The sequence below is a fragment of the Leeuwenhoekiella aequorea genome (assembly GCF_004104375.1).
GTDB classification, from domain to species: domain Bacteria; phylum Bacteroidota; class Bacteroidia; order Flavobacteriales; family Flavobacteriaceae; genus Leeuwenhoekiella; species Leeuwenhoekiella aequorea.
The window spans coordinates 392,292-417,781 of sequence record NZ_QOVM01000002.1 but is presented as its reverse complement, the minus strand read 5'-3'; the positions used below and the strand labels follow the sequence as shown (position 1 = coordinate 417,781).

Below are 25,490 nucleotides of genomic sequence, written 5' to 3'. Positions count from 1 at the left end.
ATCTTAATTAAGAATTTATAATCTCAATCATTACAAGCGTGTAATGATTGAGATTTTTTTATTGCGCATGCTTAAAACGTTTGTGTGTCCATAAGTAATATTCAGGAGCATTATATATTTGTTCCTCAAGATTATTTATGAAAGCATCGGTAATTGTGTAATCAGGGAGGGATTGCGGATCTTCGGTGATTACTTTAAATACGGCTTTATAGTGACCACGTTTAACTTTATCTACCGCGAGATACAGAACAGGCATATTTTCAGCTTTAGCCAGACGTTCAATACCTGTAAAAAATGGTACATTTTGGCCTAAAAACGAGGTGCAATATTGATTTTTTCTGCTTTTTGGCGATTGATCTGCAATAAATGCATAAGTAGCCATTTTACCTGCACGCTGTTGCTTCTTAATTATAAAAGTAGCTTCCTTGTTAGCTAGCAATTCAGAATTCCACTTTCCCCGAATATCTCTAATCAGTTTATCAAAGTATTTATTCTTTATGCGTTTGTATATGCCGTACCCGCTATGATCAAAATAAAATTGAAGTGCAGTAAGCCATTCATAACTTGCATAATGGCCCATTACAATAATAGAGCTTCGGCGTTCTTTAGCCAGCTTATCTATAATTGCCAGATCTGGTAATTCAAAGCGCTTTTTAAGTTCAGTGGCAGATATAGATATAGATTTGATCATTTCTAAAAACATATCGACCATATGCTTATAAAATTTCTTCTCTATTTGTTTTAAGTCGGCATCAGATTTATCGGGAAATGCCGTTTTAAGATTAAATCGAACAGTTTTTTTTCTATAACCTACGATGTAATAGATAAGTATATAAACTAAATCAGAAACCTTATAAAATAACCAAAAAGGTAGACGCGATAACAGCCACAAAAGCGGGTAAACAAGCCAAAATATAAGCCATTGCATGAGCGGTAAATTTTGCGCAAATATAGGTATATTTGAGGCTAAATAAGGGAAAATATGGGTGATTTGAATTTGGTTACAGTTGCCGTAATCGCAGTGAATGTTTTGATTTCTATGAAGGGCTTTAAAGACTTCACGTTTTTTGAAAAGTATAAATTTAATACGGGTGCAGTACGTAGGGGGGAGCATATACGCATACTGTCTTCAGGTTTTCTACACGTGACCAATTCGCACTTGTTTTTCAATATGCTTACACTCTATTTTTTTGCTCCTATTGTTATAGGTCTATTAGGTAATTTTCAGTTCATAATAATTTATTTAGGTAGTCTTATTTTAGGAAATCTTTTATCCTACTATTTTCATAAAGATGAATACCACTATACTGCTGTAGGAGCTAGTGGAGCAGTATCTGGAATTTTATATTCTGCTATTCTGCTCAACCCAGATATGAGTTTGTATATGTTTTTTATACCTATTCCTATACCAGCTTATATTTTTGGAATTGGGTATTTGCTGTATTCCATTTATGGAATGCGCGCCAACAATGATAATATAGGCCACGATGCACATTTTGGCGGAGCGGTAGGTGGTTATGTTATTACTTTGTTAATGCTACCAATATTGTTGCAGGTTAATACACTGATGGTGGGATTATTAGCTATTCCTATAATTATTTTATTTATTCTTAACAAAACCGGGAAGCTATAATGGCATACCTCTTGCCTATATGATTACGAACAAATAAAACTATCAATTATGAGAACTATTTTAATTCTAGCTATTACAGCTATGACCACATTAGCACACGCACAGCAAATAGAGCCCACTGTTGGAGTAACAGGTGAAGGTAAAGTTATTGTGGTACCTGATGAAGTAACCATTAGTTTAGGGGTTCAGACTCAGGGGAAAGATGCGGCTGCCGTAAAATCTGAAAATGATAAAGCTGTAGATAAAGTACTGGATTTTCTTCTTAAGAAAAATATTCCGCAGAACCAAGTTCAAACGGAGTATGTAAGTCTTAACAAGAACTATGATTATAATACAAAAGTGTATAATTATAATGCAAGTCAGACTATTTCAGTTAAACTGAAAGACTTATCAAAATATGACGAAATAATGTCAGGTTTAGTGGCTTCTGGAATTAATTCTATTAATGGCGTTAATTTTGGTTCTTCCAAAATGGATACCTATGAAGCAGAAGCACGTAAGAAAGCGGTAGCTAATGCAAAAGTGAAAGCTCAGGAATATGCAGGCGTTTTAGGTCAGAAAATAGGAAAAGCATTACAAATAGCAGAGCAAGGAACAAATACTCCTCAGCCACAGCCAATGTATAAAATGGCGATGTCAGAATCTATGGATTCTTCTCAACGTACATTAGCACCTGGAGAAATGACCATAAGCTCAAAAATTCAGATCACATTTCAATTAATAGATTAATTGAATCACAGAACATAATTCACAAGTAAATCAAGAACCTATAAATCTCTTTTATAGGTTCTTCTTTTTTTATGCATTACGTGTTCGTAGTTTTTCCAAAGTTGCTGAATTGCTTTATTCTCTTCGAGCTCTGGATTAGTTTCTACTTCAGTTATACCATTTGCTGAAAAAAGATCTTGCATAGCCTGAAATATTACAGCTGTCAATCCTTTACCCTGATACTCTGGATCAATGCCAATTAAATAAAATGCTGCCGTATCATTCTTTGATCTAGCGCGCAGCATATGAATAAATCCGAATGGCCACAAACTACCATTTGCTTTCTTAAGCGCATTACTAAATGATGGCATTGTGATGGCAAATGAAATTAATTTACCATTAGCATCTTCTATACATTTAATGTAATTAGGATTTATATATTTAATATATTTCTCCTTGTAGTGATCAATCTGATATTGCTGAATAGGAACGAAAGTACTGAGTTCACTATATGTTTTATTTAGTAACCCAAACATATCATCTACGTAGGGCATAATTTCTTTTGTATTCTTGAAGTGAATCATTTTAAGCTTATAGCGCTGCTGCACAATACGAGCAAATTTTTCTACCTTCTCAGGCGATTTTTCTGGAATTTGAATTTTAAACTCAACCCATTCAGAAGCTTTTTCAAAATTCAATTTCTCAAAATGCTCTTTATAATATGGGTAATTATACCAAGTAATCATGGTATTTAGGTATTCAAAGCCTTCTATAAGTAAGCCGGCTTTTTCCATATTGCTAAAACCTACAGGACCTTCTATCCATTTTAGATTATTGGCAATACCTATTTTTTCTACTTCAGCGATTAAAGCTTTAGTAACTTCTATATCATCAATAGTATCAAACCAGCCAAAACGCATTTTAGGTTTGCCTTGTTCATCAATTTCTATACGATTAATTATAGCAGCAATACGGCCTACAGTTTTTCCATCTTTAAAAGCTAGAAAAAAATGGGCTTCAGCATTTTTAAAAACAGGATTCTTTTCAGAATCCATACTTTCAAGCTCATCATTAATTAATGGAGGAACCCAGTTGCTGTCTTTTGTATATAGCGAAAATGGGAATTTGACAAATTGTGTCAATTCCTTTTTCGTTTTCATTTCCTTAATCGTAATCATTGTAATTGTTAAATAGCGTGTAAAGGTAACCGTATTTTTATTCTTGCGAAAGTAACTCGTCTTTACTGTGAAAATCTAATCTGTAAGATAATCCCAGTCCTAATTGCTGACGCTCAGGTGTTTCTTTAAAATTAATAAGCGCACTTATATCAACCTGAAAATTTCTGCTTATTAAATACGCGCCACCAAAGCGTAAAAGGTCATCAGAATACACATCACTAGAAATAAACTGAAATTCTGCAAAAGCGGCAATTTTAGGATTAAATGAATGGGTCATTGTAGTAATCCACGCCTTAGTAGGAAAATCTGTAGTAAATTGATCGTATATAAAATTGTTTACCCACACCCAGCGACCCCAGTTGTGCTGTGTAATTAATATTGCTTTAGGAGTAAATCCGCGTTGACTTTCTGGTAAAAAAGGATTGTCTGTTTCATAAGCATAATTAGCACCTGCATAAACAGAGACTGCAGGAATTAGTGTATTCCATTTAAATCTTCTATTAGCCCAGTAGCTATATAAGTTAATTTTGTCTTCTCTATTCTTATAAGGATCATACACTAGATATTTTGCTCCCGCTGTAATTATAGGGAATCCACTTTGTGTATAGGGCTCTGCATTGCCGGCCGTAGGAGTAATATCTTCATATAGAAAATTACCATCAACAATAAATTCTAATTGTTCTTTAATTGCACCATATCTTAAAGCAAAATCAACTCCAATATTATCTGTTTCTGTAAAACGAAGATTGTGGGATTCTCTGCCTAGAGTGGTTCCTATTTCTGCTTGCAATACACCTCTCCCAGGTGCAAAAGCACCCTGAGATTGACCTGGCCTGTTTGAGTTTATAGTTTCAGTGTATTGAGCGTTAGCTGTATACGTGCTGAGACTTAATAGTAGAATGCTACTACAAATCAATCTCTTTAGCATAATGGGTTCTAATTTTAGAGGTTTACAGTAGAAATTTTCTTTTGTAACCTCACAAACATAATGTAAATATAAGAGATAGCCTAAAGATCAATGGATAACAGACACTGCTTGATTTATTGTTTTTTTAAGTAGAAACAAAAATCGAATAGTTAATTTTACGGCAAATATCAGAGAGATGAAATTGATACAAACCATTCTTATAATACTGCTTATATTTTTTGGGTTGCGCATTCTTTTTAGATTAGCAGCGCCTTACTTAATGCGTTATATAGCAAAAAAGGCAGGAGAACGTTTTCAAAATATGGCAGGCGGTTTTAATAATCAAAATGCTCAGAAAAAACCTGAAGGTGAGGTAGTAATTGAAAATGTTCCTCATAAAGAGCGATCTTCAAATAAAAAGGTAGGCGAATATATCGATTACGAAGAAATTGAGTAATTTCAGCCCTTTAGTTATAGTTACAATCTATGAATTTTTCGATTAAAAAAGTATTACCACACGTTGCTGTGGTGTTTGTATTTGTAGTTACTGCACTTCTATATTTTAGTCCGGTTCTTTCGGGTAAAAAAATGTTTCAAAGTGATATACAACAGTACAGAGGTATGGCTAAGGAGCAGATGGATTTTAGAGAACTAACCGGCTCAGAACCTTATTGGACAGATGCAGCTTTTGGAGGTATGCCTACTTATCAATTAGGAGCTAAGTATCCTAACAATTGGATAAAGAGTCTAGATTTAAGTATTCGATTCTTGCCGCGCCCCGCAGATTATCTTTTTCTGTATTTTATAGGTTTTTATATTTTGTTGCTTGTTCTTAAACTAGACTGGCGATACGCAGGTCTTGGTGCATTGGCATTTGGCTTTAGTAGTTATCTTATAATAATTTTAGGTGTTGGCCATAATGCAAAAGCTCACGCAATAGCTTATATGCCTTTGGTTTTAAGTGGAATTTTGCTTGTATTTAGGCGTAAATATATATGGGGTTTTGTTCTTACAGCTCTTGCTCTTGCACTGGAGATAGTTGCTAATCATGTGCAGATGACCTACTATCTAATGCTTCTAATTGTAATTCTAGGGATTGCATACTTAGTGGATGCCGTACGTAAAAAAGAACTTCCGCATTATTTTAAAAGTGTAGGTATTCTATGTCTTGCAGTTGTTCTTGCTGTAGGTACAAATGCAGCTAGTTTAATGGCTACTTCAGAATATAGTGCTACTAGTACAAGAGGAAAAAGCGAATTAACTATAAATCCTGATGGTACTACAAAAGAGCGTAGTGCCGGACTAGATAAAGCTTATATAAATCAGTATAGCTATGGTATTTCTGAAACATTAGATTTATTTATTGCTGGTCTTTATGGTGGTTCAAATTCTGAACCTTATAAAGCAGATAGTGAGTTTGCAAGTTTTCTACTTAAGCAAGGAGTACCACCCGGACAAATCGAATCAGTTTATGGTCAATTTGGATTGTATTATTGGGGAAGTCAGCCCGGAGTATCAGGACCGGCTTATCTGGGAGCTATCGTAGTATTCTTATTCGTTCTAGGCTTATTTCTTGTAAAAGGTAGATTAAAATGGTGGCTATTAGGAGGTACTTTATTATCACTTTTATTAAGCTACGGAAGCAACCTAGCTTGGTTTACAAACTTATGGATAGATTATTTCCCTTTATATAACAAATTTAGAGCAGTAACATCTATACAGGTTATAACAGAATTATGTGTACCAGTTCTGGCAATTTTCGGATTATATAAAGTATTACAAGTTACGCAGCCTACCGAAGAACGCCTTAATGCTTTAAAATGGTCTACTGGAATAACTGGCGGACTAGCATTAATACTACTTGTTTTTAAAGGAAGCCTTTTTTCTTTTGCCGGAGGTAATGACGCGTACTTCGTTCAGAATTTTGGGATGGAATTTATGAATGCTGTAAAAGCAGATCGTAAAGCGATTTTTGTAAATGATACCATTAAAACTTTAATTTTAGTGCTATTAGCTGCATCTTTAATTTGGTTTTATATCAAAAATAAAATTTCAGAAAATCTTGTTATTTTAGCTATTACAATTCTAGTAGTATTTGACCTGGTACAAGTAGATCGGAGGTATGTAAATGCCGAGAATTTTATGGCTGCCCGATTGGTAGAGCAGCCATTTCAAAAGTCTGCAGCAGACATGCAAATCCTTCAGGATACCACCCGTTACAGAGTGTATGAACAAAGTATAGGCCTTAACGGTGCCCGCACGAGTTATTTTCACAGTTCAATAGGTGGATATCACGGAGCAAAACCAGGTCGACTTGCAGATTTAGCAGATTTTTATCTGTATCAAGGTAAAATGGCGCCACTTAACTTATTAAATGTTAAGTATGTGATTACTCAAGATGAAGAAGGAGCGGAGCAGGTTCAGATTAATCCGCAAGCAAATGGAAATGTGTGGTTTGTTCAGAATGTAAAATTTGTACCTGATGCAAATGCCGAAATTATGGCGTTAGAGAATCTTAATACTTTACAAACTGCTGTAGTTCAAAATAACTATAAAAGTTTGATTGAGAAGCAGTTATTCACAGAAGATACCACAGCAACTATTAGACTTACAGAACACAAACCAAATTATTTAAAATATGAATCATCTTCACAGGATGAGCGATTAGCTGTTTTTAGTGAAGTTTATTATCCTGATGGATGGAACGCTTATTTAGATGGTAAAAAAGCTTCGTATTTTAAAGCAGATTATGTATTAAGAGCAATGATGGTTCCGGAGGGTAGACATGTTATCGAATTTAAGTTTGAACCTCAAGTGGTTGAAACTGGTGGTACTATAAGCCTTGCGAGTAATATTATTCTTTTATTAATCATTTTTGGTGCTCTTTTTATGAGTTTTAGAAATAGAACTAATAGTGAGGAAAAAGCTTAGTTTATACATACTATAAGAACCGTGTTTTGTGAAGAAAGCCCTTATCATTTGTTATTATTGGCCTCCTGCAGGTGGTCCCGGGGTTCAACGCTGGTTGAAGTTTGTAAAATACTTGCGAGAATTTAATATTGAACCTATAGTATATGTTCCAGAAAATCCACATTATCCTATAGTAGATTCGAGTCTTATTGAGGAAATACCGGAAGGAATTACTATTCTCAAAAAACCGATTTATGAACCCTATGCGCTAGCGGGTTTATTTTCAAAATCTCAAATACAACAAATAAGTAGTGGTATAATCAATGACAATTCAAAACAAAGTATTTTACAGCGTTTGTTCTTATTTATACGAGGTAATCTATTTATTCCCGATGCACGTAAATGGTGGGTAAAACCATCGGTTAGTTATTTGATGTCTTACATAAAGTCTAATGGAATAGATTTACTTATCACAACAGGACCACCCCATAGTTTACATTTAATAGGTCGTCAATTAAAAAGAAAAACGGGCTTACCGTGGATAGCAGATTTTAGAGATCCGTGGACAACAATAGGCTATCACAAGAAATTAAAATTGACGAAAAGGTCAAGTGCGAAACATAAAAAATTGGAATTAGAGGTTTTAAGTTCGGCAGATCATATTCTAGTTACCAGTACAACCACTAAGAAAGATTTTAAGAAAATTACGGACACACCGATCTCGTGTATTACAAATGGATTTGATACTATTAAAAAAAGTGGATCTGTTCTAGATAAAAAATTCACACTAGCACATATTGGTTCTTTGTTAGAAGATAGAAATCCTAAGATTCTATGGCAATCTTTAAAAGAGCTTAGTGATGAATTACCCGATTTCAGTAAAGATTTAAGTATAGAATTAACAGGTAAAGTAAGTGCATCTATTATAAGTGATATCGAAAGTTATCATTTGACAAATAATTTGAGTTTACCCGGCTATGTAACACATAATGAAGCTATACAACGTCAAAATAGCGCTCAGCTCTTGCTTTTAATTGAAATTGATTCATACGATACCCAAGCAATTATTCCTGGAAAGTTATTTGAATATATGGCCTCAGGTAGACCTATAATTGGAATAGGACCTAGAGAGTCTGATGTAATAGAAATTCTCAAAACAACACAAAGCGGTAACTATTTTACATATACTGAAAAGAAAAATTTGAAGAATACTATTATTGAATATTATAGAGCTTTTAAAGGTTCAGGAATATCAAATACTACTGGAGACTTAACTGCATATACACGTAAAGAACTTACCAGACAGCTTTCAGAAATAATTCACCAATATTAGAGTAATCATATGGGAATTGTTTCGTCACAGTCATTCAAGAATTTAATTACAACTTATTTAGGTTTTGGAATTGGTGCTTTAAATACTTTGGTATTATATGTTCAGTTTTTTCAAGATGAGTATTATGGTCTTGTAGGATTCTTACTTAGCAGTGCAACATTAGCTATGCCGTTTATAGCAGTAGGTACTCACAATACGCTAATAAAGTTTTACTCAAAATATAGCGGCCGTAAACAAGAGGTTTTTCTAAGCTTTATGTTGGGACTTCCATTAATTATACTAATCCCAACAACTATTTTAGTAACAGTTTTCTACTCTGATTTAGTAGATTTTCTGGCTTCTAAGAATGAGATAGTGAGACCCTATATAATTGTTATAGGTATTATAGCATTTTCAATGGCATATTTTGAAATAGCTTACGCATACGCAAAAGCGCAACTTCATAGTGTGTTCGGAAATATTATGAACGAGATTTTCCATCGGCTCGGGGTGATGATATTACTGCTTTTGTTTGCAATTGATCTTATTGATATGGATCAGTTTTTATTTGGATTGGCCATCGTTTATGTATTACGCATGTTTATTATGTTAGGTTATGCATTCAGTCTAAAAAAGCCAAAATTGAGACTTGCTATTCCGGAAGAATGGAAGGCTATTATAAAATACAGCACCTTAATTATTGTTGCAGGTTCTGTGGCGGTTATGATTTTGGAAATTGACATGTTTATGCTAGGTAAACTTGTTGCCATTGAGAATATTGCTTATTATTCAGTAGGGATTTATATAGCCGCTGTAATAGCTGTTCCTGCACGTGCAATGCATCAGATTATGTATCCACTCACAGCAAATTATTTGAATGAGAGACGTTTTGTTGAGCTTAAAGATTTATATAAAAAAAGTTCGCTTACGCTTTATATAATCTCGGGTTTATTACTCTTGTTGATTGTATGTAATATCAATACACTCTACCTCATTCTGGACCCTGCGTATAGCAAAGGTCTTTATGTGGTGCTTCTAATTTCATTAGCAAAATTAGTAGATAACATTTTAGGTAATAATAATGCTATTCTATACAATAGTGATTACTATCGATTAGTGCTTGTGCTGGGTGTATTTCTAGTGATTTTAGCAATTATTCTAAATTTGATTTTCATTCCAGAATTAGGAATAAATGGGGCTGCAATAGCAACGTTTATTGCATCAGTAGGGTATGCCTTAGCAAAAATAATTGTTGTTTACAAAAAATTTGGTATGCATCCTTTTACCAAAGCAACCATGAATGTTACTTCTTTGCTATTAGTATTAGGAGTATGTTTTTACTTTTGGAATTTTAAATTAAATCCCTATTTAGCCATAGGACTAAAATCAATTATTCTAGGAAGTATATATTTAGTTGTAGTCTATATATTCAAAATCTCTCCAGAAATTTATAATTGGTTAAATGATAACATTTTAAAAAGAAAATCCCGCATTGAATAAACAATTACGGGATATTACAACTAACCAACCAAAATTTTAATTATCTCCACTTCTTGAGCGGCTATTAGAGCTACGTGAACTAGAGGACTGTCTATTATTACTTTTTGCTGAACTTGCAGCACTGCTTGTGCGTGAGTTTTGTGTGCGCTGTACTGCACGTTGCTGAGTACTCGTACGCTGCGAACTTGCTCTCTGAGTCACTTGACGTGGTGATGAGCTGCTTCTTGAAATTACACTTCTACTTTGCGGAGCTTTTTGTGTTGTGGCTCTCTGGGTAGAACTATTTCTTTGCGCTGCAACAGGGCGATCGTTTCTACTATTTTTTGAAGTAGCACGTTGAGATTGTGATGATCTAGCGGCATTAGAACTTCGAGAATTAGTAGTTGCGCGAATAACATTAGGTGTGTTTGATCTAGAGCTTCTATTATCAATAATTGCTGGTGATTTAGAATTTCTCGAGCTATAACTTCTATTTACAGTTTGTGATCTAGTATTATTTGATCTACTAGCAGATGATGTCCTTGAGCTTGCAGTATAACGTCTATCATTGTTTACCTGAGTTCTTGCTGTCGAATAACTACCGCGTCTCACATTATTATGTGCTATACGACCTTTTGGTTTTTTAAAATCGTGATAAGCATTAGCATATCCATTACGATAACCTTGATTATAGTGACTTCTATGATAAGCATAATCATATCTAGTAGGACGATAATATCTTCTATATGGTGTGTTGTAAACTAAGGCCCTATCATAAAAAGGTCTATAGAAATAATTATGATAAGGGTGATATACATAAGATCTGTTATAGACATTTATGTATCCTGTAACGTGTGAAAATCGTGTACCAGAATAAAACACATTTAATCCTCCAACATTTACAATACGTCCATTGTTGTAATTTATATAAACATCTCCTGCTTGTATAATTCTTCCCCAATTATCATAATAGATAGGTACGTTTTCTATTTGTAATACGGCTCCATAATCATCATATTGAACATAAGGGTCATAATTATACCCAGAGTTATAACTAATATTTAATGGTCCTGTATTTACATTTACTTGTACAGCATTTCTAGCTAACTGTGGTAATACAAAATCGAATTCACCATCTGGATAAACCGAAAACTCCACGCCACCTTCTACAAAAATATACCGGGATCCGTCATATCGTGTTAAAGTAGCATCCAAAGTCTCCGCATTTGTAGGAGAAAGACCTACCACTAGGCTTATAATAAGAAAGAATAAATTTTTCATGGTTTCTAATTTTAATTGTTCGTACTAGATTTTGGATGGTACATACTATATTAAACAAGTAGCGTGCCATAAATAAGAAATTAAGTTCCTTAGCAACGTAACAAATGGCTTACGCTTGCTACATATATAGTAATCAATCAAATATCAAATAATCATGAACTTACGAGAAGATAGAAATTTAGTTGCGGTTGCGCATTTAAGTCAATTAGTAAATTTTGTTACGGGCTGTGGTGGCTTTATAATACCGTTAATACTTTGGTTAACTCAGCGGGATAAAGTTTTAGGTATGGATCATCAAGGGAAGCAAATTTTAAATTTTCAAATAAGCACATTCATATTAGCAGTACTTTGTGTTCCCGCAATTTTGCTTTTTGGTCTTGGCATAATAGGATTTATTGTTTTAGGTGTATTAATATTTATATTTCCGATTATTAATGCAATTAAAACGATTAATGGAGAACGTACCTATTATCCGTTAACATACCAATTTATAAAGTAGTCAAATAAAAAACCCGGCACCAATTGGTGCCGGGTTTTTTTAAATAAGAGAAACCGATAATTTTTAGTGTTCATTGAGACCAAAATCTGGATAAGCACTCATTCCGTGTTCGTGCTCATCAAGACCTTCAAGTTCTTCACGCTCTGAAACGCGTAAACCAATCGTTATTTTAAGTATAAATAAGATTATAAAAGCAGAGATACAGCAGAATGCACCTACAATTCCTACTCCTGTTAATTGCGTTAAAAACTGCTCTATACTGGCCATCGCACCAAAAATACCAACGGCTAGGGTTCCCCAGATACCGCAAATTAAGTGTACAGCTACAGCACCTACAGGATCATCAAGTTTCAATTTATCAACCAGGGCTACACCAAATACGATAATCGCTCCTGCAATTACACCAATAATTATAGCATCATTAGGACCCATTTGATCAGCACCTGCTGTTATTCCTACCAGTCCGCCTAAAATACCATTTAAGAACATCGTTAAATCATAGTTCTTATACATTACAGTTGATACAACAAAAGCACTTACGCCACCTGCAGCAGCTGCGAGTGAAGTTGTTACAAGTGTAAGTGAGGTAAGTGCAGGATCTGCAGATAAAACAGAACCACCATTAAACCCAAACCAACCTAACCATAAGATAAGAACACCGGCTACTGCAAACGGGATATTATGACCTGGTATTGCATTTGCCTTACCATCTGCATCAAATTTACCTATACGTGCTCCTAGTAAATAAATAGCAATTAAAGCTGCCCAGCCACCTACAGAGTGAACGAGAGTTGAGCCTGCAAAATCATAGAATCCCATAGCATCTAAAAATCCACCGCCCCATTTCCAAGAACCCACAATAGGATAAACGAGACCTACATAAATCACTGTAAAAATCATAAATGCTCCAAGCTTTATGCGCTCTGCTACGGCACCAGACACAATAGTTGCTGCAGTGGCTGCAAACATTCCCTGAAAAAGAAAATCTGTCCACCATGTGTAACCACCATCGGCATATTCTGGAGTCATCCCATTTTCTGGAGGAGCGATTCCAAAGCCAGCAAAGCTGAAGATACCTGAAGAGTCTTCTGCAAAACCGGGATACATTAAATTAAAGCCTCCTATGTAATAAACTAAAAGACCGACACATATAATAAACACATTTTTAAATAAAATATTAATTGTGTTTTTCTCGCGTGTTAATCCTATTTCTAAAAGTGAAAATCCTAGGTGCATAAAAAACACAAGCCCTGTACAGATCATCATCCATACGTTGTTTGCTGTAAATAATCCTGCTTCCATATATTAATTTGTTTTGTAAGGGTTGTTAAGATTTAATTTAAAGTGTCGCCACCTTTTTTGCCTGTTCGTATTCGGTATGCTTCTATGACATCGGATACAAATATTTTTCCGTCACCGATCTCACCGGTTGCCCCAGCCTCCATAATTGCAGCTATGGTAATTTGTTCAAAATCGTCATTTACCACAATAGATAGGTATCTGCGCTGAATATCACTGGTACTATAGGAAACACCGCGGTAAACGTGACCGTGTTTTTCATTTCCTAAACCAGTAACATCCCAGTAGGAAAAGAAATTGATTCCTTTTTCATGTAAAGCCTGTTTTACGGCTGAAAATTTTGATTTTCTAATAATCGCTTCGATTTTTTTCATTGTGTAATTTTGTTTTAGATTAAAATGAATATACGGCTGCAAGAAGGAAGGACCCTAAGCTTCCTTGTGGTGTTAAATCACCATCTAAGAATACATCTTCACTAGCAGAATCTAATCTAAATTCGGGAATTAAAGTAAGAGGGCCAACTTTTGCATTTCCAGATAAGGTTACGGCAAGTACATTTCCGTCTCCTTCGGCATCGTTTCCACCTATGGCATCAAAGCCGCCGAACTGGCTAAAATATTCTGGGCGTAAGCCTATAGAAAAGTTTTCACTGGCTGCGAGTTGTGCATATAAGGCAACACCATAAAAACCAAAGGAGTCTCCTCCAAGATCTCCTGCTTCGGTACTATTGTAAGTAGTGTTAAGTCCCAAGTAAAAAGAATCAGATAAATCTACGCCTGTAGTTAAATCCACTTGAAAAGTAGCGCCTACACCTTCTCCAAGACCCATATCTGTATAGTCACCGTCTTGATCGCCATATAGAAAATTTAAAAACGCACTACCTGATCCTGCTGAATATCCAAGTTGAGCTCCTGCAGTATAACCTCCAAACGGATTGTAGTCTGTATAATCTGTTGAGTTCATCAAAGCAACCATAGCACTCCAATTTTCATCAAGTGTAAAATCTGCTTTTAAGCCAGAATGTGAAAAAGGTCCATAAGAGAACATATACGAGGTAGAGTAGTTAAAGTTAGCCGCTGGTGAGATAACTTCATATCCTAAGTATGTATTCCAGTTACCAAAAGTTAGTTTTACTTTTTCGCTAACATTCCAGTATACATATAATTGATTAACGATACTTGAACTGGCCGTTGTAGAGCCAAACACAGCATCTGTACCGCGTGGGCCATATACAAGATCTGCAACAACGCCCACATTTCCCTTCTCGTAGCCTATAATTAGATTGGCCATTCCCAGTGCAAATCCTGGTTGATTAGCAAATGAGGAACCAGGAGCAATATAACTGTCAACTTCACCATCAACATCGGTATCTATAAGTTTATTGGGCGCATTTAAATTTTGTCTAAAATAAGCATCCACAGATCCCGATAGCGAAAATCCATCTGTCCACGAAGTTTCTTCTTGGGCAAATGCTGAAACACTTATGCAAACCATTAAGGGTAGTAAAAATTTTTTCATCTCTATTTTGGTTATTTGGTGAGATGCTAAGCTAAATAATAATTAAGTGCACCCCTAAAAATATAGGGGTAAGTGATAAATAATTATTGTTTAAATAAAAATAACCCTATAAAATTTAGGGTATAATAGATTTTAAGTGATTTTTTAGTTATCAATTGTCATATTGATTGTGGATAATGACCATTTTTTAAGAGATTTTATAGATTTATTGGTTAAAAAAGTATCAAAAACGTCAAATCTTAACATAGACTTAAGAATTAATGAAATTTAATTTAATGTCGAAAAACTCGATTTTCTTAAAAAAAGCATTTCATAATTTATAAAATCTGTTAACTAATTTTGATTTGTTATCATTTTAAATCCTTTTTATTGCTAATAATGAAATAATAAAAATCTTAGTCTTTAAAATTATTAGCGTAAATTTTTATTGAATAGCTTTAGGATTCAGACGTTAAATAAGAGGAGAAATTTTATGGAAAAACAGGGTTTATATTCACCAGAATGGGAGCACGAAAATTGTGGAGCGGGATTCATTTGCAGTCTTGAAGGAAAACAGTCAAATGATATTATACATAAAGCTCTAGAAATTTTAGAAAAACTAGAACATCGTGGTGCAGTAAGTAGTGATGGGAAAACAGGAGATGGTGCGGGTATACTTATAGACATACCTTATGACTTTTTTGAAGAAAATTGTGATTTTGATCTTCCTGCACCGCGCGAATATGCAATGGGTAATGTCTTTCTACCTAAAAAAGAAAATCAGCGGGCATATTGTAAGAATGTATTTGAACAACAAATTAAAGATAAGGGGCTTGTTCTGTTAGGCTGGAGAAAAGTACCTGTAGATGCAGGTTATCTTGGTTCTATAGCAGCAAGCGTTGAGCCGCATATTGAGCAAATTTTTATTGGTAAACCTAATAAAGAAATGCAGGAGCAGGAGTTTATGATTAAGCTCTATACCGCCCGAAAAATAGCGGAGCATACTATACTGGGAAGTAAACTTTCTGAACTTTCTTATTTCTATTTACCAAGTTTATCTAATAAAACTCTAATCTTCAAGGGTCTATTAATGCCTGAAGATATTAAATTTTACTATACAGATTTATTAGATCCAAAACTGACTACCAGATTAGCGCTTGTACATCAACGTTTTTCTACAAATACATTCCCAACCTGGGATCTGGCGCAGCCATTTAGATATATGTGCCACAATGGAGAAATAAATACGCTGCGCGGAAATGTTTCGCGTATGCGAAGTAGAGAAGAATTACTTAAAAGCGACTGGTTTGGGGATGACCTTAAAGAACTTTTCCCTATTATATTAAAAGGTAAATCTGATTCTGCCTCTATGGATATGGTTGTGGAACTTCTATTAATGTCTGGTAGATCGCTTCCCGAAATAATGATGATGCTTGTTCCTGAAGCTTGGGAAAAACATCAAGAAATGAGTGAAGCAAAAAAGGCTTTTTATGAGTTTAATAGTTGCATTATGGAGCCTTGGGATGGTCCTGCATCTATTCCTTTTACCGATGGTGATTATATAGGCGCAGTTTTAGATCGTAACGGTTTAAGACCTTCACGCTATTCTGTAACTAAAACAGGATATGTAATCATGTCTTCAGAAACAGGTGTTCTCGATTTAGAACCAAAAAATATAGCATTTCACGGCAGATTAGAGCCGGGAAAAATGTTTTTAGTAGATATGAAGGCTGGTCGAATCATTAACGATGAAGAGATTAAAGAAAGTATAGTATCTAAAAAGCCCTATGGAGAATGGCTAAATAAAAACCGAGTTAACTTAAAAGATATCCCATATCGCGATGTAGATCTAAAAGTAGAAGAGACCATTTTTGATCTACGTAAAAATGCGTTTGGTTATACTGCGGAAGATATACGTACTATTATTCTGCCTATGGCGGGAAAAGGAAAAGAGCCTATAGGATCGATGGGATCAGATACTCCGTTAGCAGTTCTTTCTGAAAGACCTCAACTTTTATATAACTATTTCAAGCAATTATTTGCTCAAGTTACTAATCCGCCATTAGATGGAATTCGTGAAGAGTTAATTACAGATTTGAGTCTTACACTGGGGCCAGATACTAATTTGATGGAGATTACTCCTGATTACTGTAAAAAAATACGCATTCAAAATCCTGTAATTTCTAAAGAGGATTTAGATAAGATCAAAAATTTTGATCATCCAGATTTTCAGGTAACAGAAATACCTATGCTTTATGATGCAAACAGAGGATTAAATGGCCTTGAAGATGCATTAGAGTCTATGGTAGCTCAAGCATCACAAGCCATAGATGATGGTCATACAATCTTAATCCTATCAGATAGAGGGGTAAATGAGAAAATGGCGCCTATTCCTGCACTGTTAGGTTGTTCTTATATGAATAGCGGACTTTTTAGAAGTGGGCAGCGTTCAAAAATGAGTATAATAATAGAATCTGCAGAACCACGTGAAGTGCACCATTTTGCCTTATTATTTGGTTATGGAGCAAGTGCCATCAACCCATATATGGTAAATGAAATTATACGGGAGGAGATTGAAGAGAAAAATCTTGATAACATTGATTTTCAAGATGCTGTAGAAAATTATAATAAAGCGGTAGGTAAAGGAGTGATTAAGGTAATGAACAAAATAGGTATATCTACCTTAAACTCGTATCGAGGTTCAAGACTTTTTGAAGCTTTAGGTCTCAATTCAAAATTAATTGAGAAATATTTTCCAAATACTCCAAGCCGTATAGAAGGAATAGGTCTATATGAAGTGGAGCAAGAAGTAGCAAAACGACATAGTCGCACATTTAAACGCCAAAACATTTCAGGAAATCTTGAATTAGAAATTGGTGGTGATTATCGCTGGAGACGTAATGGAGAAAAACATATGTTTAATCCGCTTACCATAGCTAAACTTCAAGATTCGGTACGTCAAAACAATCCAAAAACATACAAAGAATACGCAAGTTTGGTAAATGAGCAGTCAAAGCAATTAATGACTATACGTGGATTGTTTGAATTTTCTAATTATGATCCTATTCCAATAGAGGAAGTAGAACCTTGGACAGAAATAGTTAAACGATTTAAGACCGGGGCAATGTCTTACGGTTCTATTAGTAAAGAAGCTCATGAGAATCTAGCGGTTGCTATGAACCGTATAGGTGGTAAAAGTAATAGTGGTGAGGGAGGCGAAGATGCAGAGCGATTTTATAAAAGTCCTAATGGAGACTGGCGCAACTCTGCTATTAAGCAAGTAGCTTCAGGACGTTTTGGAGTTACGAGTAACTACTTAACAAGCGCAGCAGAGATTCAGATTAAAATGGCTCAAGGAGCAAAACCAGGTGAAGGCGGTCAGTTACCAGGGGAAAAGGTTAATAAGTTTATTGCTAAAACCCGTAAAAGTACACCTTACGTAGGATTAATATCTCCACCACCACATCACGATATTTATTCCATTGAAGATTTAGCTCAATTAATTTATGATCTAAAATCTGCAAATAGAGAAGCTCGTATTAATGTGAAATTAGTTTCAGAAGTAGGAGTAGGTACTGTAGCTGCAGGTGTAGCAAAAGCAATGGCAGATGTTATACTTATATCAGGTTATGATGGAGGTACAGGAGCATCGCCGTTAACATCATTAAGACATTGTGGTTTGCCTTGGGAATTAGGAATAGCCGAAGCTCAACAGACATTAGTACTTAATAATTTAAGAAGCAGAATACGCTTAGAATGCGATGGACAATTAAAGACCGGTAGAGACGTAGCGGTGGCATGCTTATTAGGAGCAGAAGAGTTTGGATTTGCAACCGCACCATTAGTAGCATCAGGTTGTATTATGATGCGTGTTTGTCATTTAAATACATGTCCTGTAGGCATTGCTACTCAAAATCCAGAATTACGTAAGAAATTCAAAGGCAAGCCAGAGCATGTGGTTAACTTTATGTATTTCGTAGCAGAAGAATTACGTGAAATTATGGCTCAACTAGGCTTTAGAACTATCGATGAGATGGTGGGTCAAGTACAAAAATTAGATCGTAATAAGGCTATAGAGCACTTTAAAGCTGCAGGTGTAGATCTATCACCTATTTTACATGATATACCTGTGCCAGAAGGTGTAAAAGTGTATAATACAGAAACTCAAAATCATCATTTAGAAAAATCAATTGATTTTGAAATTATAGAATTAGCCCATACCGCTTTATTCCGAAAAGAGAAAACAACATTAGATCTTGATATAACAAATTTAGATCGTGCTGTAGGAGCGATTTTAAGTAATGAGATTTCTAAAATTTATGGAGAACAGGGCTTACCAGACAATACGTTGAAAGTTAATTTCAAAGGATCAGCCGGGCAGAGTTTTGGAGCTTTTGCGACTCGGGGACTAACTTTAAAAGTTGATGGTAATGCAAATGATTATGTGGGGAAAGGACTTTCAGGAGCGCGTTTAATCGTTAAAGTTCCTGAAGAAGCAACTTTTGATGCTAGCAAGAATGTAATAATTGGTAACGTGGCTTTATATGGTGCAACCAGTGGTGAAGCCTACTTTAATGGTACAGCAGGAGAACGTTTTTGCGTACGTAATAGTGGGGCAGTAGCAGTAGTCGAAGGCATAGGTGATCACGGTTGTGAATATATGACTGGTGGTCTCGCTGTTATTCTAGGTAAAACTGGAAGAAATTTTGGTGCTGGTATGAGTGGTGGTGTAGCCTATGTATTAGATGAAGACAAAACGTTTAGATCAAAATGTAACGCAACAGATTTAAATTTAGATGAAGTGACAGAATCTAATGACGTAGCGCAGTTACATGAACTGGTAACAAATCACTATAATTATACACAAAGTGCTTTAGCTCAGCGTATTCTAGAGAATTGGGATTCTTACTTGCCAAAATTCGTTAGAGTTCTGCCAGAAGAATATAGAAAAGCGCTAATACGATTGGAAGAAGAAGAAAAATTAACAGATTTAACGGAATAATAGAATCATGGGAAAAATAACCGGATTTTTAGAATACGAAAGAAAAATTGAACCGTACAAGCCAGTTGAAGAGCGGGTGAAGAAATATGAAGAGTTTACAATTCCACTTGAAAAGTCTGAATTAAAAAATCAGGGGGCGCGTTGTATGGATTGTGGAATTCCATTTTGCCATAGTGGATGTCCCTTAGGAAATTTAATTCCAGATTTTAACGATGCTGTATATAGAGAACGCTGGGAAGAAGCTGCTCATATTCTCCATGGAACAAATAATTTTCCAGAATTTACGGGTAGATTATGTCCTGCTCCCTGCGAAGAGGCTTGTGTTTTAGGGATTAACGAAGATCCTGTAACCATCGAAAATATAGAGAAAAATATTGCGGAAGAAGCTTTTAAGAATGGATGGATAAAAGCCAATCCACCTCTCAAACGAACTGGTAAAAAAATTGCCATAATAGGTTCTGGCCCCGCCGGTCTTGCAGCGGCACAACAACTTAACAGAGCAGGTCACTTAGTTACTGTTTACGAACGTGATGAGAAGCCGGGTGGATTGTTGCGTTATGGTATTCCTGATTTTAAAATGGAAAAGCATGTCATTGACCGTAGATTAGTTGTTCTTGAAGAAGAAGGAATTCAGTTTAAATGTGGTGTTCACGTAGGACACGATATTTCTGCCAGCGAACTCAAAAAAGAATATGACGCTGTTGTTTTATGTAGTGGTGCAACTGTACGAAGAAATCTTCCTATTGAAGGATCAGATTTAAAGGGAATTTATCAAGCTATGGATTTTTTACCACAAAATAATCGTCGTGTAGCTGGTTTACAATGGCAAGGTGAAGAGATAAAAGCAACTGGAAAAGATGTTATTGTGATAGGTGGAGGCGATACAGGGAGTGATTGCATAGGTACTTCAATTAGACACGGTGCGACGAGCGTTAACAATTTTGAAATTATGAGTAAGGGAACTCCAGAGCGTCCCGAAAATCAACCTTGGCCGTATTGGCCAATGCGTCTACGTACGAGTAGCTCACACAAAGAAGGAGCAGAACGTTTTTTCTCTATTTCAACTAAGAAATTCGTTGGCGACAAAGAGGGAAATTTGACAGGTCTTATAACTTCTGAAGTAGAATGGATACATAAACCGGGTGAACGTCCTAATCTTAAAGAAATTCCGGGTACTGAAAAAGAATGGAAGGCAGATATGGTTTTTCTGGCTTTAGGATTTACCGGAAGTGAGCCCACCGTTGCAGAACAGTTAGGTGTTAAATTAGATGTGCGTACAAATATACAAGCTTCGGTTACTGATTATATGACTAATGTCCCAGGCGTTTTTGCAGCTGGCGATACACGAAGAGGACAATCACTTATAGTTTGGGCTATTTCTGAAGGTAGACAAGCTGCTCACCATATCGATAAATATCTCATGGGTAAATCAGATTTACCATTAAAAGGTGATGGTGATTTGCCAAGAGTTTAAATTTTAATAGATCAATTTATGAAACGACTGAAAATCTTCAGTCGTTTTTTTTTGCATTTTTAACGCAACCATTGCTTAGGCAAAGCATCTACATATAAATATTATATATGATGTTTAGATCTATCTATCTTTTAATAGGCTTATTAATTTTGGGCTCTTGCTCAGATAATTCTGATACTGCCATTCAGGAATCAGAAAATCAAACACTTAGACTTAACCTTGTTAAGATGTCTGGCAAGACTTTAAATTCTGAAAAAAGTGGTTCTGATATGGCATGGCAAGAATATTATGAACTGAAAAATGAAATGCGATTTACTAAAATTCAGATTCGAGAAGGAGATACATTGCAATCTCAAGGTAATTTTGATATCGTGATGATAGAAAGTGATAAATATTTAAAATTCACACATGATTCTGAACATGAAATAATCGCTAATTGCACTGGAACGACTGAAGAGCTTTTAGAATATACAGACTCCAATAGTTTAGAAAGCAATTGGGAGGATTGTAGGGGTTCGTCGCTATACTATCAATTTGAAAACTAAATAGACGAATATATTAATCGATCAATAGTGATATTACTTAAAATAGAAAAAGCCCTGTTGATACTACAACGGGGCTTTTTCAGGTAATGAAAGGTACTTACTTATCTTTCTAATTATTTAGCATTACTGGCATTACGAGCATAGTTACTTTCTCACCCTCATCTAAGCCATCTACAGGAGTTAAAATTCCGGCACGGTTAGGAAGAGACATCTCAAGAGATACGTCATTAGCATTGAGATTATTAAGCATTTCTACAAGAAAGCGACTATTAAAACCTATCTGCATATCATCTCCTTGATAATCACAAGTTAAACGTTCTTCAGCTTTATTGCTATAATCTATATCTTCTGCAGAAATATTTAATTCTGCACCAGCAATTTTAAGTCTTATTTGATGGGTTGTTTTATTTGAGAAGATAGAAACACGACGTACCGAATTTAAAAATTGGTTACGATCTATAATCAGTTTATTCGGGTTTTCTTTAGGAATTACAGCCTCGTAATTTGGATATTTTCCATCAATTAGACGGCAAAGTAATTGAACATTATCAAAACTAAATTTAGCATTAGAATCATTATATTCTACTGTGATATCATCATCACTTGACGCTAAAATCCCTTTCAATAAATTAAGAGGTTTCTTCGGCATTATAAATTCTGCCGTTTGAGTTGCTTTTACATCAGTACGGCCATATTTTACAAGTTTGTGTGCATCTGTAGCCACAAACGTTAATCCTTCAGTATCAAATTGAAAAAATACACCGCTCATTACCGGTCGCAAATCGTCATTTCCTGTAGCGAAAATTGTATTACTTACAGCGGTAGCTAATACTGCAGCCGGGATGGTAACTTTACTTGGGTCATCAAGTTCAACTGCATTAGGAAACTCCTCTCCAGATGCAAATGCTAAAGCATATTTACCGTGATTTGAGCTAATTTCAATTGTGTGATTATCACCAACAACAAAAGTTAGGGGTTGCTCTGGGAATGTCTTTAACGTATCTAATAAAAGGCGTGCAGGCACAGCGATGTTTCCGGTATCTTCAGATTCTACATCCAGAACTGCAATCATTGTAGTTTCAAGATCTGAAGCAGAAACTTTAAGTACGTTATCTTCTAACTCAAAAAGAAAGTTATCTAATATTGGAAGCGTATTACTGTTGTTAATTACCCCACCTAAAACTTGTAGTTGTTTTAAAAGATAAGAACTTGATACAATAAATTTCATAAGAAAGTGCTATTTATAAGGTTTGGTTCCTAATTTGAACCAGAATAAGATTGATTGTAATTTTCTTTATTCAACTGAAATTTCAGCCTAACAAAGATATTGTAATAGCTTTTTTTGTCGAAACAAACTTATTAACATCTGTTAACGAAAAGCACGTCGTCTAAGATAGATATATAGCGCTCCAAAAATAAATAAAAACCCTAATGAAGTGAGTAGAATTAGGGTTTGCCAAGTGGTTCTATTATTTGTCGTCTTCTCAATATCTAATGCAGGAAGTAGAACACTTTTACTACGGATGTTAATAAGACCATTATCGTCTAAAAGATAATTCACAGTATTCATTAGAAATTCTTTATTACCATATTCTTTAAATGTGAATTTATCAAAACCTAACTCAAGTGGTCGGCCGTTTTTATCGAGATCATTACGTATTAAATCGCCGTCTGCAATTACTACCACCGCAGCTCCTTTTTTAGACTTTTCAAGAAAATTACTTGAGTTCTCTATAGGAATTATTCGGTTTTCGAATGCAGATTTAAAGTAACCTTCAAGCAGAACAGCTATATTTTGCTCACCAGCAGCATAACGTTCTGGACTGGGTTCTGTAGTTATACTTTCTAGAGTTATGGGTAGAGGAACACCATTAAGCTTTGTAAGTACAGAACTTTTAAGAAGGATTGTTTTACTAACCTCATTTTCTAGAATATCTATTTGATTTGCATATCGCAAAAAGATAGGATTATCTATATTGGTATTGATAGGATGATTTTCTGCTGTAGTAATTAAAGGATAGAAGAACCAAGGTAGCTGCGTATATTGTGAGTTGCTAGACTCACCACTTGCAACCACTAGGGGAGCAGCATATAAATCTTCAACTAGTACTGGATTTATACGTACCCCATATTTGAATAGAAAATCATTTAGATTTAACATGCGCGTAGTTGCTAGAGCCATTCCATCATTAGCGTATAAACTATCTGTATCCATAGCTACTTCATCTATTAAATAAATAGATTTGCCACCATTCATAGTATATTGATCAAGTGCAAATTTCTCAATATCTGTAAATGATTGGGTAGGTTTTGCTGCAACTATAAGATCAAAGCTATTTAGAGCCTGCATAACTTTTGTAGGATTCCCATTCACAGAGTCTAAGGGAAACGGCGCAATAAAATAACTTTCTCTCAACGTTTTGAAAAAATCTGCAATGTATTTATCATCCAGTTCACCATTACCTTTAAGAACTGCAATGCGTTTACTTTTTGGATTTAAAAGTTTAAAAAGACCATCAGAAAAAGCATATTCTAAATTTTGAACAGAACGATTAACGAGTTCGTCTGGGCTAGCTCCTAATGTTTTTTTAAGTAGTGGAATAGGTACCGTTTTTCCTTTATAAGAAGCGATTGCCCAAGGAAATATATATTCTTGTGTTACTTTTCCATTATTGTGTAATTGAACTTGCTCCGGTCGCATACCGCGATTATTAAAATCCTGTGCAATAGATTCAACTTCTGCACCTTTTGGAACGGGATCGACAAATGCAAATTTTATATTTGAGTTTTTAGAAGCGTATTCTTCTAGTAACTGTTTTGTTTCAGATTGTAATTTATTAAATGCGTCTGGAACGTTTCCCTCTAAAAAAACATCAATGATTAAAGGCTCTGTAGCTTTAGCAATTATTTCGGTTGAAGATTCAGAGAGCGTGTAGCGTTTGTCTGCTGTAAGATCTGCTCTAAAATGATATACTTCTGATAATGCAAGTGTCGCAATTAGGATTACAATTAAAACAAGATATTTTGAGTAAGTCTTCATATTATCTCTTATAATCTAGTTTAAATTTTGTTGCAAAAACAAACACAACAGCAATACTTATAAAGTAAATAAGATCTCTACTATCCAAGACACCTCGGCTAATACTTTCAAAATGTCTCTGTAAACTCAGTTTTCTTAAAAAATCAATCGAAACCACATCTGCTAGTCCATCAAATCCATAATAAAATAGAAAGCATAGAAATACCGCTATTATAAATGCTACAATTTGATTTTCAGATAGGGTGGAAGCAAAAACTCCAATAGCAGTATACGCTAAAGCTAAAAAAAGAAGACCTAAGTAGGAACCAATGAGAATTCCTGAGTCAAAATTGCCCTGTGGATTCCCGAGTTGGTCAATGGCATAAACGTAGATTAATGTAGGTATTAGGGCAATTACCAATAACAGAAATGCACCGAAAAACTTACCCAATACCAGTTGAAAAGTTGTTATGGGTTGGGTAATTAAAAGTTCTAACGTACCCAATCTTAACTCATCGCTAAAACTGCGCATTGTTACTGCCGGAATTAAAAAAATCATAATCCAGGGCGCCAGCTGAAAAAATGGTGTAAGATCTGCAAAACCGTAGTTAAATTGATTAAAATCATTATCAAAAACCCACAGAAATAGCCAGTTCAAAATTAGAAATAAAGCGATAACCAGATAACCAACAGGTGATGCAAAAAATGAATGAAATTCTTTTTTTAAAATGGCAAGCATAGTAAAGG

Annotated in this window: 20 protein-coding genes; 10 read left to right on the top strand and 10 right to left on the bottom strand. The window is 35.0% G+C overall.

Features of this window, described 5'->3' with window-relative positions; translation table 11 throughout:
- Nucleotides 1–58: 58 nt before the first annotated feature.
- Nucleotides 59–952 carry a lysophospholipid acyltransferase family protein gene (locus DSM00_RS05865; protein WP_262707472.1) on the bottom strand — a complete coding sequence of 298 codons (894 nt, stop codon included), beginning with the start codon at nucleotides 950–952 and terminating at the stop codon, nucleotides 59–61.
- Nucleotides 953–982: 30 nt separating this feature from the next.
- On the opposite strand from DSM00_RS05865, the gene DSM00_RS05860 reads away from it, so the two are divergent.
- Together DSM00_RS05860 and DSM00_RS05855 are read left to right on the top strand one after the other, a co-directional pair.
- Nucleotides 983–1,633 (top strand): rhomboid family intramembrane serine protease, encoded by a 651-nt coding sequence (locus DSM00_RS05860; protein WP_128757093.1) that lies wholly within the window; start codon nucleotides 983–985, stop codon nucleotides 1,631–1,633.
- Nucleotides 1,634–1,681: 48 nt separating this feature from the next.
- Entirely contained in the window at nucleotides 1,682–2,362 is a 681-nt protein-coding gene (locus DSM00_RS05855) for an SIMPL domain-containing protein (RefSeq protein ID WP_128757092.1), read from the top strand.
- 38 nt (nucleotides 2,363–2,400) lie between these two features.
- Here the strand turns inward: DSM00_RS05855 and DSM00_RS05850 are convergent, their stop codons facing one another.
- Nucleotides 2,401–3,519: a GNAT family N-acetyltransferase gene (locus DSM00_RS05850; protein WP_128757091.1), complete on the bottom strand. Its 1,119-nt coding sequence runs from the start codon at nucleotides 3,517–3,519 to the stop codon at nucleotides 2,401–2,403.
- Nucleotides 3,520–3,556: 37 nt separating this feature from the next.
- Nucleotides 3,557–4,447, bottom strand: a complete 891-nt coding sequence (locus DSM00_RS05845) for a transporter (protein WP_128757090.1) — start codon at nucleotides 4,445–4,447, stop codon at nucleotides 3,557–3,559.
- Nucleotides 4,448–4,622: 175 nt separating this feature from the next.
- Here DSM00_RS05845 and DSM00_RS05840 point away from each other — a divergent pair, with 175 nt between their 5' ends.
- Genes DSM00_RS05840 through DSM00_RS05825 form a run of 4 tightly spaced genes read left to right on the top strand, consistent with a single transcriptional unit; the run spans nucleotide 4,623 to nucleotide 10,148 of the window.
- Nucleotides 4,623–4,883, top strand: coding sequence for a DUF4834 family protein (locus DSM00_RS05840; protein WP_128757089.1), 261 nt, complete (start codon nucleotides 4,623–4,625; stop codon nucleotides 4,881–4,883).
- Nucleotides 4,884–4,912: 29 nt separating this feature from the next.
- Complete coding sequence (locus DSM00_RS05835; protein ID WP_128757088.1) at nucleotides 4,913–7,357, top strand: YfhO family protein; 2,445 nt, start codon at nucleotides 4,913–4,915, stop codon at nucleotides 7,355–7,357.
- Between the two features lie 28 nt (nucleotides 7,358–7,385).
- Entirely contained in the window at nucleotides 7,386–8,669 is a 1,284-nt protein-coding gene (locus tag DSM00_RS05830; protein WP_128757087.1) for a glycosyltransferase family 4 protein, read from the top strand.
- A gap of 9 nt (nucleotides 8,670–8,678) precedes the next feature.
- Nucleotides 8,679–10,148: an oligosaccharide flippase family protein gene (locus DSM00_RS05825; RefSeq protein ID WP_128757086.1), complete on the top strand. Its 1,470-nt coding sequence runs from the start codon at nucleotides 8,679–8,681 to the stop codon at nucleotides 10,146–10,148.
- Between the two features lie 36 nt (nucleotides 10,149–10,184).
- Here DSM00_RS05825 and DSM00_RS05820 read toward each other — a convergent pair whose 3' ends face one another.
- Nucleotides 10,185–11,408 carry a hypothetical protein gene (locus DSM00_RS05820; RefSeq protein ID WP_128757085.1) on the bottom strand — a complete coding sequence of 408 codons (1,224 nt, stop codon included), beginning with the start codon at nucleotides 11,406–11,408 and terminating at the stop codon, nucleotides 10,185–10,187.
- A 154-nt stretch (nucleotides 11,409–11,562) separates the two neighbouring features.
- Here DSM00_RS05820 and DSM00_RS05815 point away from each other — a divergent pair, with 154 nt between their 5' ends.
- Nucleotides 11,563–11,907, top strand: coding sequence for a DUF4870 domain-containing protein (locus DSM00_RS05815; protein WP_128757084.1), 345 nt, complete (start codon nucleotides 11,563–11,565; stop codon nucleotides 11,905–11,907).
- Between the two features lie 63 nt (nucleotides 11,908–11,970).
- Here the strand turns inward: DSM00_RS05815 and DSM00_RS05810 are convergent, their stop codons facing one another.
- The 3 genes from DSM00_RS05810 to DSM00_RS05800 are packed head-to-tail and all read right to left on the bottom strand — an operon-like array spanning nucleotide 11,971 to nucleotide 14,724.
- Complete coding sequence (locus DSM00_RS05810) at nucleotides 11,971–13,209, bottom strand: ammonium transporter (RefSeq protein WP_128757083.1); 1,239 nt, start codon at nucleotides 13,207–13,209, stop codon at nucleotides 11,971–11,973.
- A gap of 32 nt (nucleotides 13,210–13,241) precedes the next feature.
- Nucleotides 13,242–13,580, bottom strand: a complete 339-nt coding sequence (locus DSM00_RS05805; RefSeq protein ID WP_128757082.1) for a P-II family nitrogen regulator — start codon at nucleotides 13,578–13,580, stop codon at nucleotides 13,242–13,244.
- 19 nt (nucleotides 13,581–13,599) lie between these two features.
- Nucleotides 13,600–14,724: a porin gene (locus tag DSM00_RS05800; protein WP_241652360.1), complete on the bottom strand. Its 1,125-nt coding sequence runs from the start codon at nucleotides 14,722–14,724 to the stop codon at nucleotides 13,600–13,602.
- A gap of 472 nt (nucleotides 14,725–15,196) precedes the next feature.
- Here DSM00_RS05800 and gltB point away from each other — a divergent pair, with 472 nt between their 5' ends.
- The 3 genes from gltB to DSM00_RS05785 all read left to right on the top strand — a co-directional run bounded on the left by gltB (nucleotide 15,197) and on the right by DSM00_RS05785 (nucleotide 21,724).
- Nucleotides 15,197–19,705: a glutamate synthase large subunit gene (gene gltB / locus DSM00_RS05795; protein ID WP_128757081.1), complete on the top strand. Its 4,509-nt coding sequence runs from the start codon at nucleotides 15,197–15,199 to the stop codon at nucleotides 19,703–19,705.
- 7 nt (nucleotides 19,706–19,712) lie between these two features.
- The gene (locus DSM00_RS05790) at nucleotides 19,713–21,179 is read left to right on the top strand and encodes a glutamate synthase subunit beta (protein WP_128757080.1); all 1,467 of its coding nucleotides are present in this window, start codon (nucleotides 19,713–19,715) and stop codon (nucleotides 21,177–21,179) included.
- Between the two features lie 107 nt (nucleotides 21,180–21,286).
- A complete protein-coding gene (locus DSM00_RS05785) occupies nucleotides 21,287–21,724 on the top strand; it encodes a hypothetical protein (protein ID WP_128757079.1) in 438 nt (145 codons plus the stop codon).
- Between the two features lie 109 nt (nucleotides 21,725–21,833).
- Here DSM00_RS05785 and dnaN read toward each other — a convergent pair whose 3' ends face one another.
- From dnaN to gldF, 3 genes are all read right to left on the bottom strand, one after another.
- A complete protein-coding gene (gene dnaN / locus DSM00_RS05780) occupies nucleotides 21,834–22,952 on the bottom strand; it encodes a DNA polymerase III subunit beta (RefSeq protein WP_128757078.1) in 1,119 nt (372 codons plus the stop codon).
- 141 nt (nucleotides 22,953–23,093) lie between these two features.
- A complete protein-coding gene (gene gldG / locus DSM00_RS05775; RefSeq protein WP_128757077.1) occupies nucleotides 23,094–24,764 on the bottom strand; it encodes a gliding motility-associated ABC transporter substrate-binding protein GldG in 1,671 nt (556 codons plus the stop codon).
- A gap of 1 nt (nucleotide 24,765) precedes the next feature.
- Nucleotides 24,766–25,482, bottom strand: a complete 717-nt coding sequence (gene gldF, locus DSM00_RS05770) for a gliding motility-associated ABC transporter permease subunit GldF (RefSeq protein ID WP_128757076.1) — start codon at nucleotides 25,480–25,482, stop codon at nucleotides 24,766–24,768.
- Between the last annotated feature and the right edge of the window lie 8 nt (nucleotides 25,483–25,490).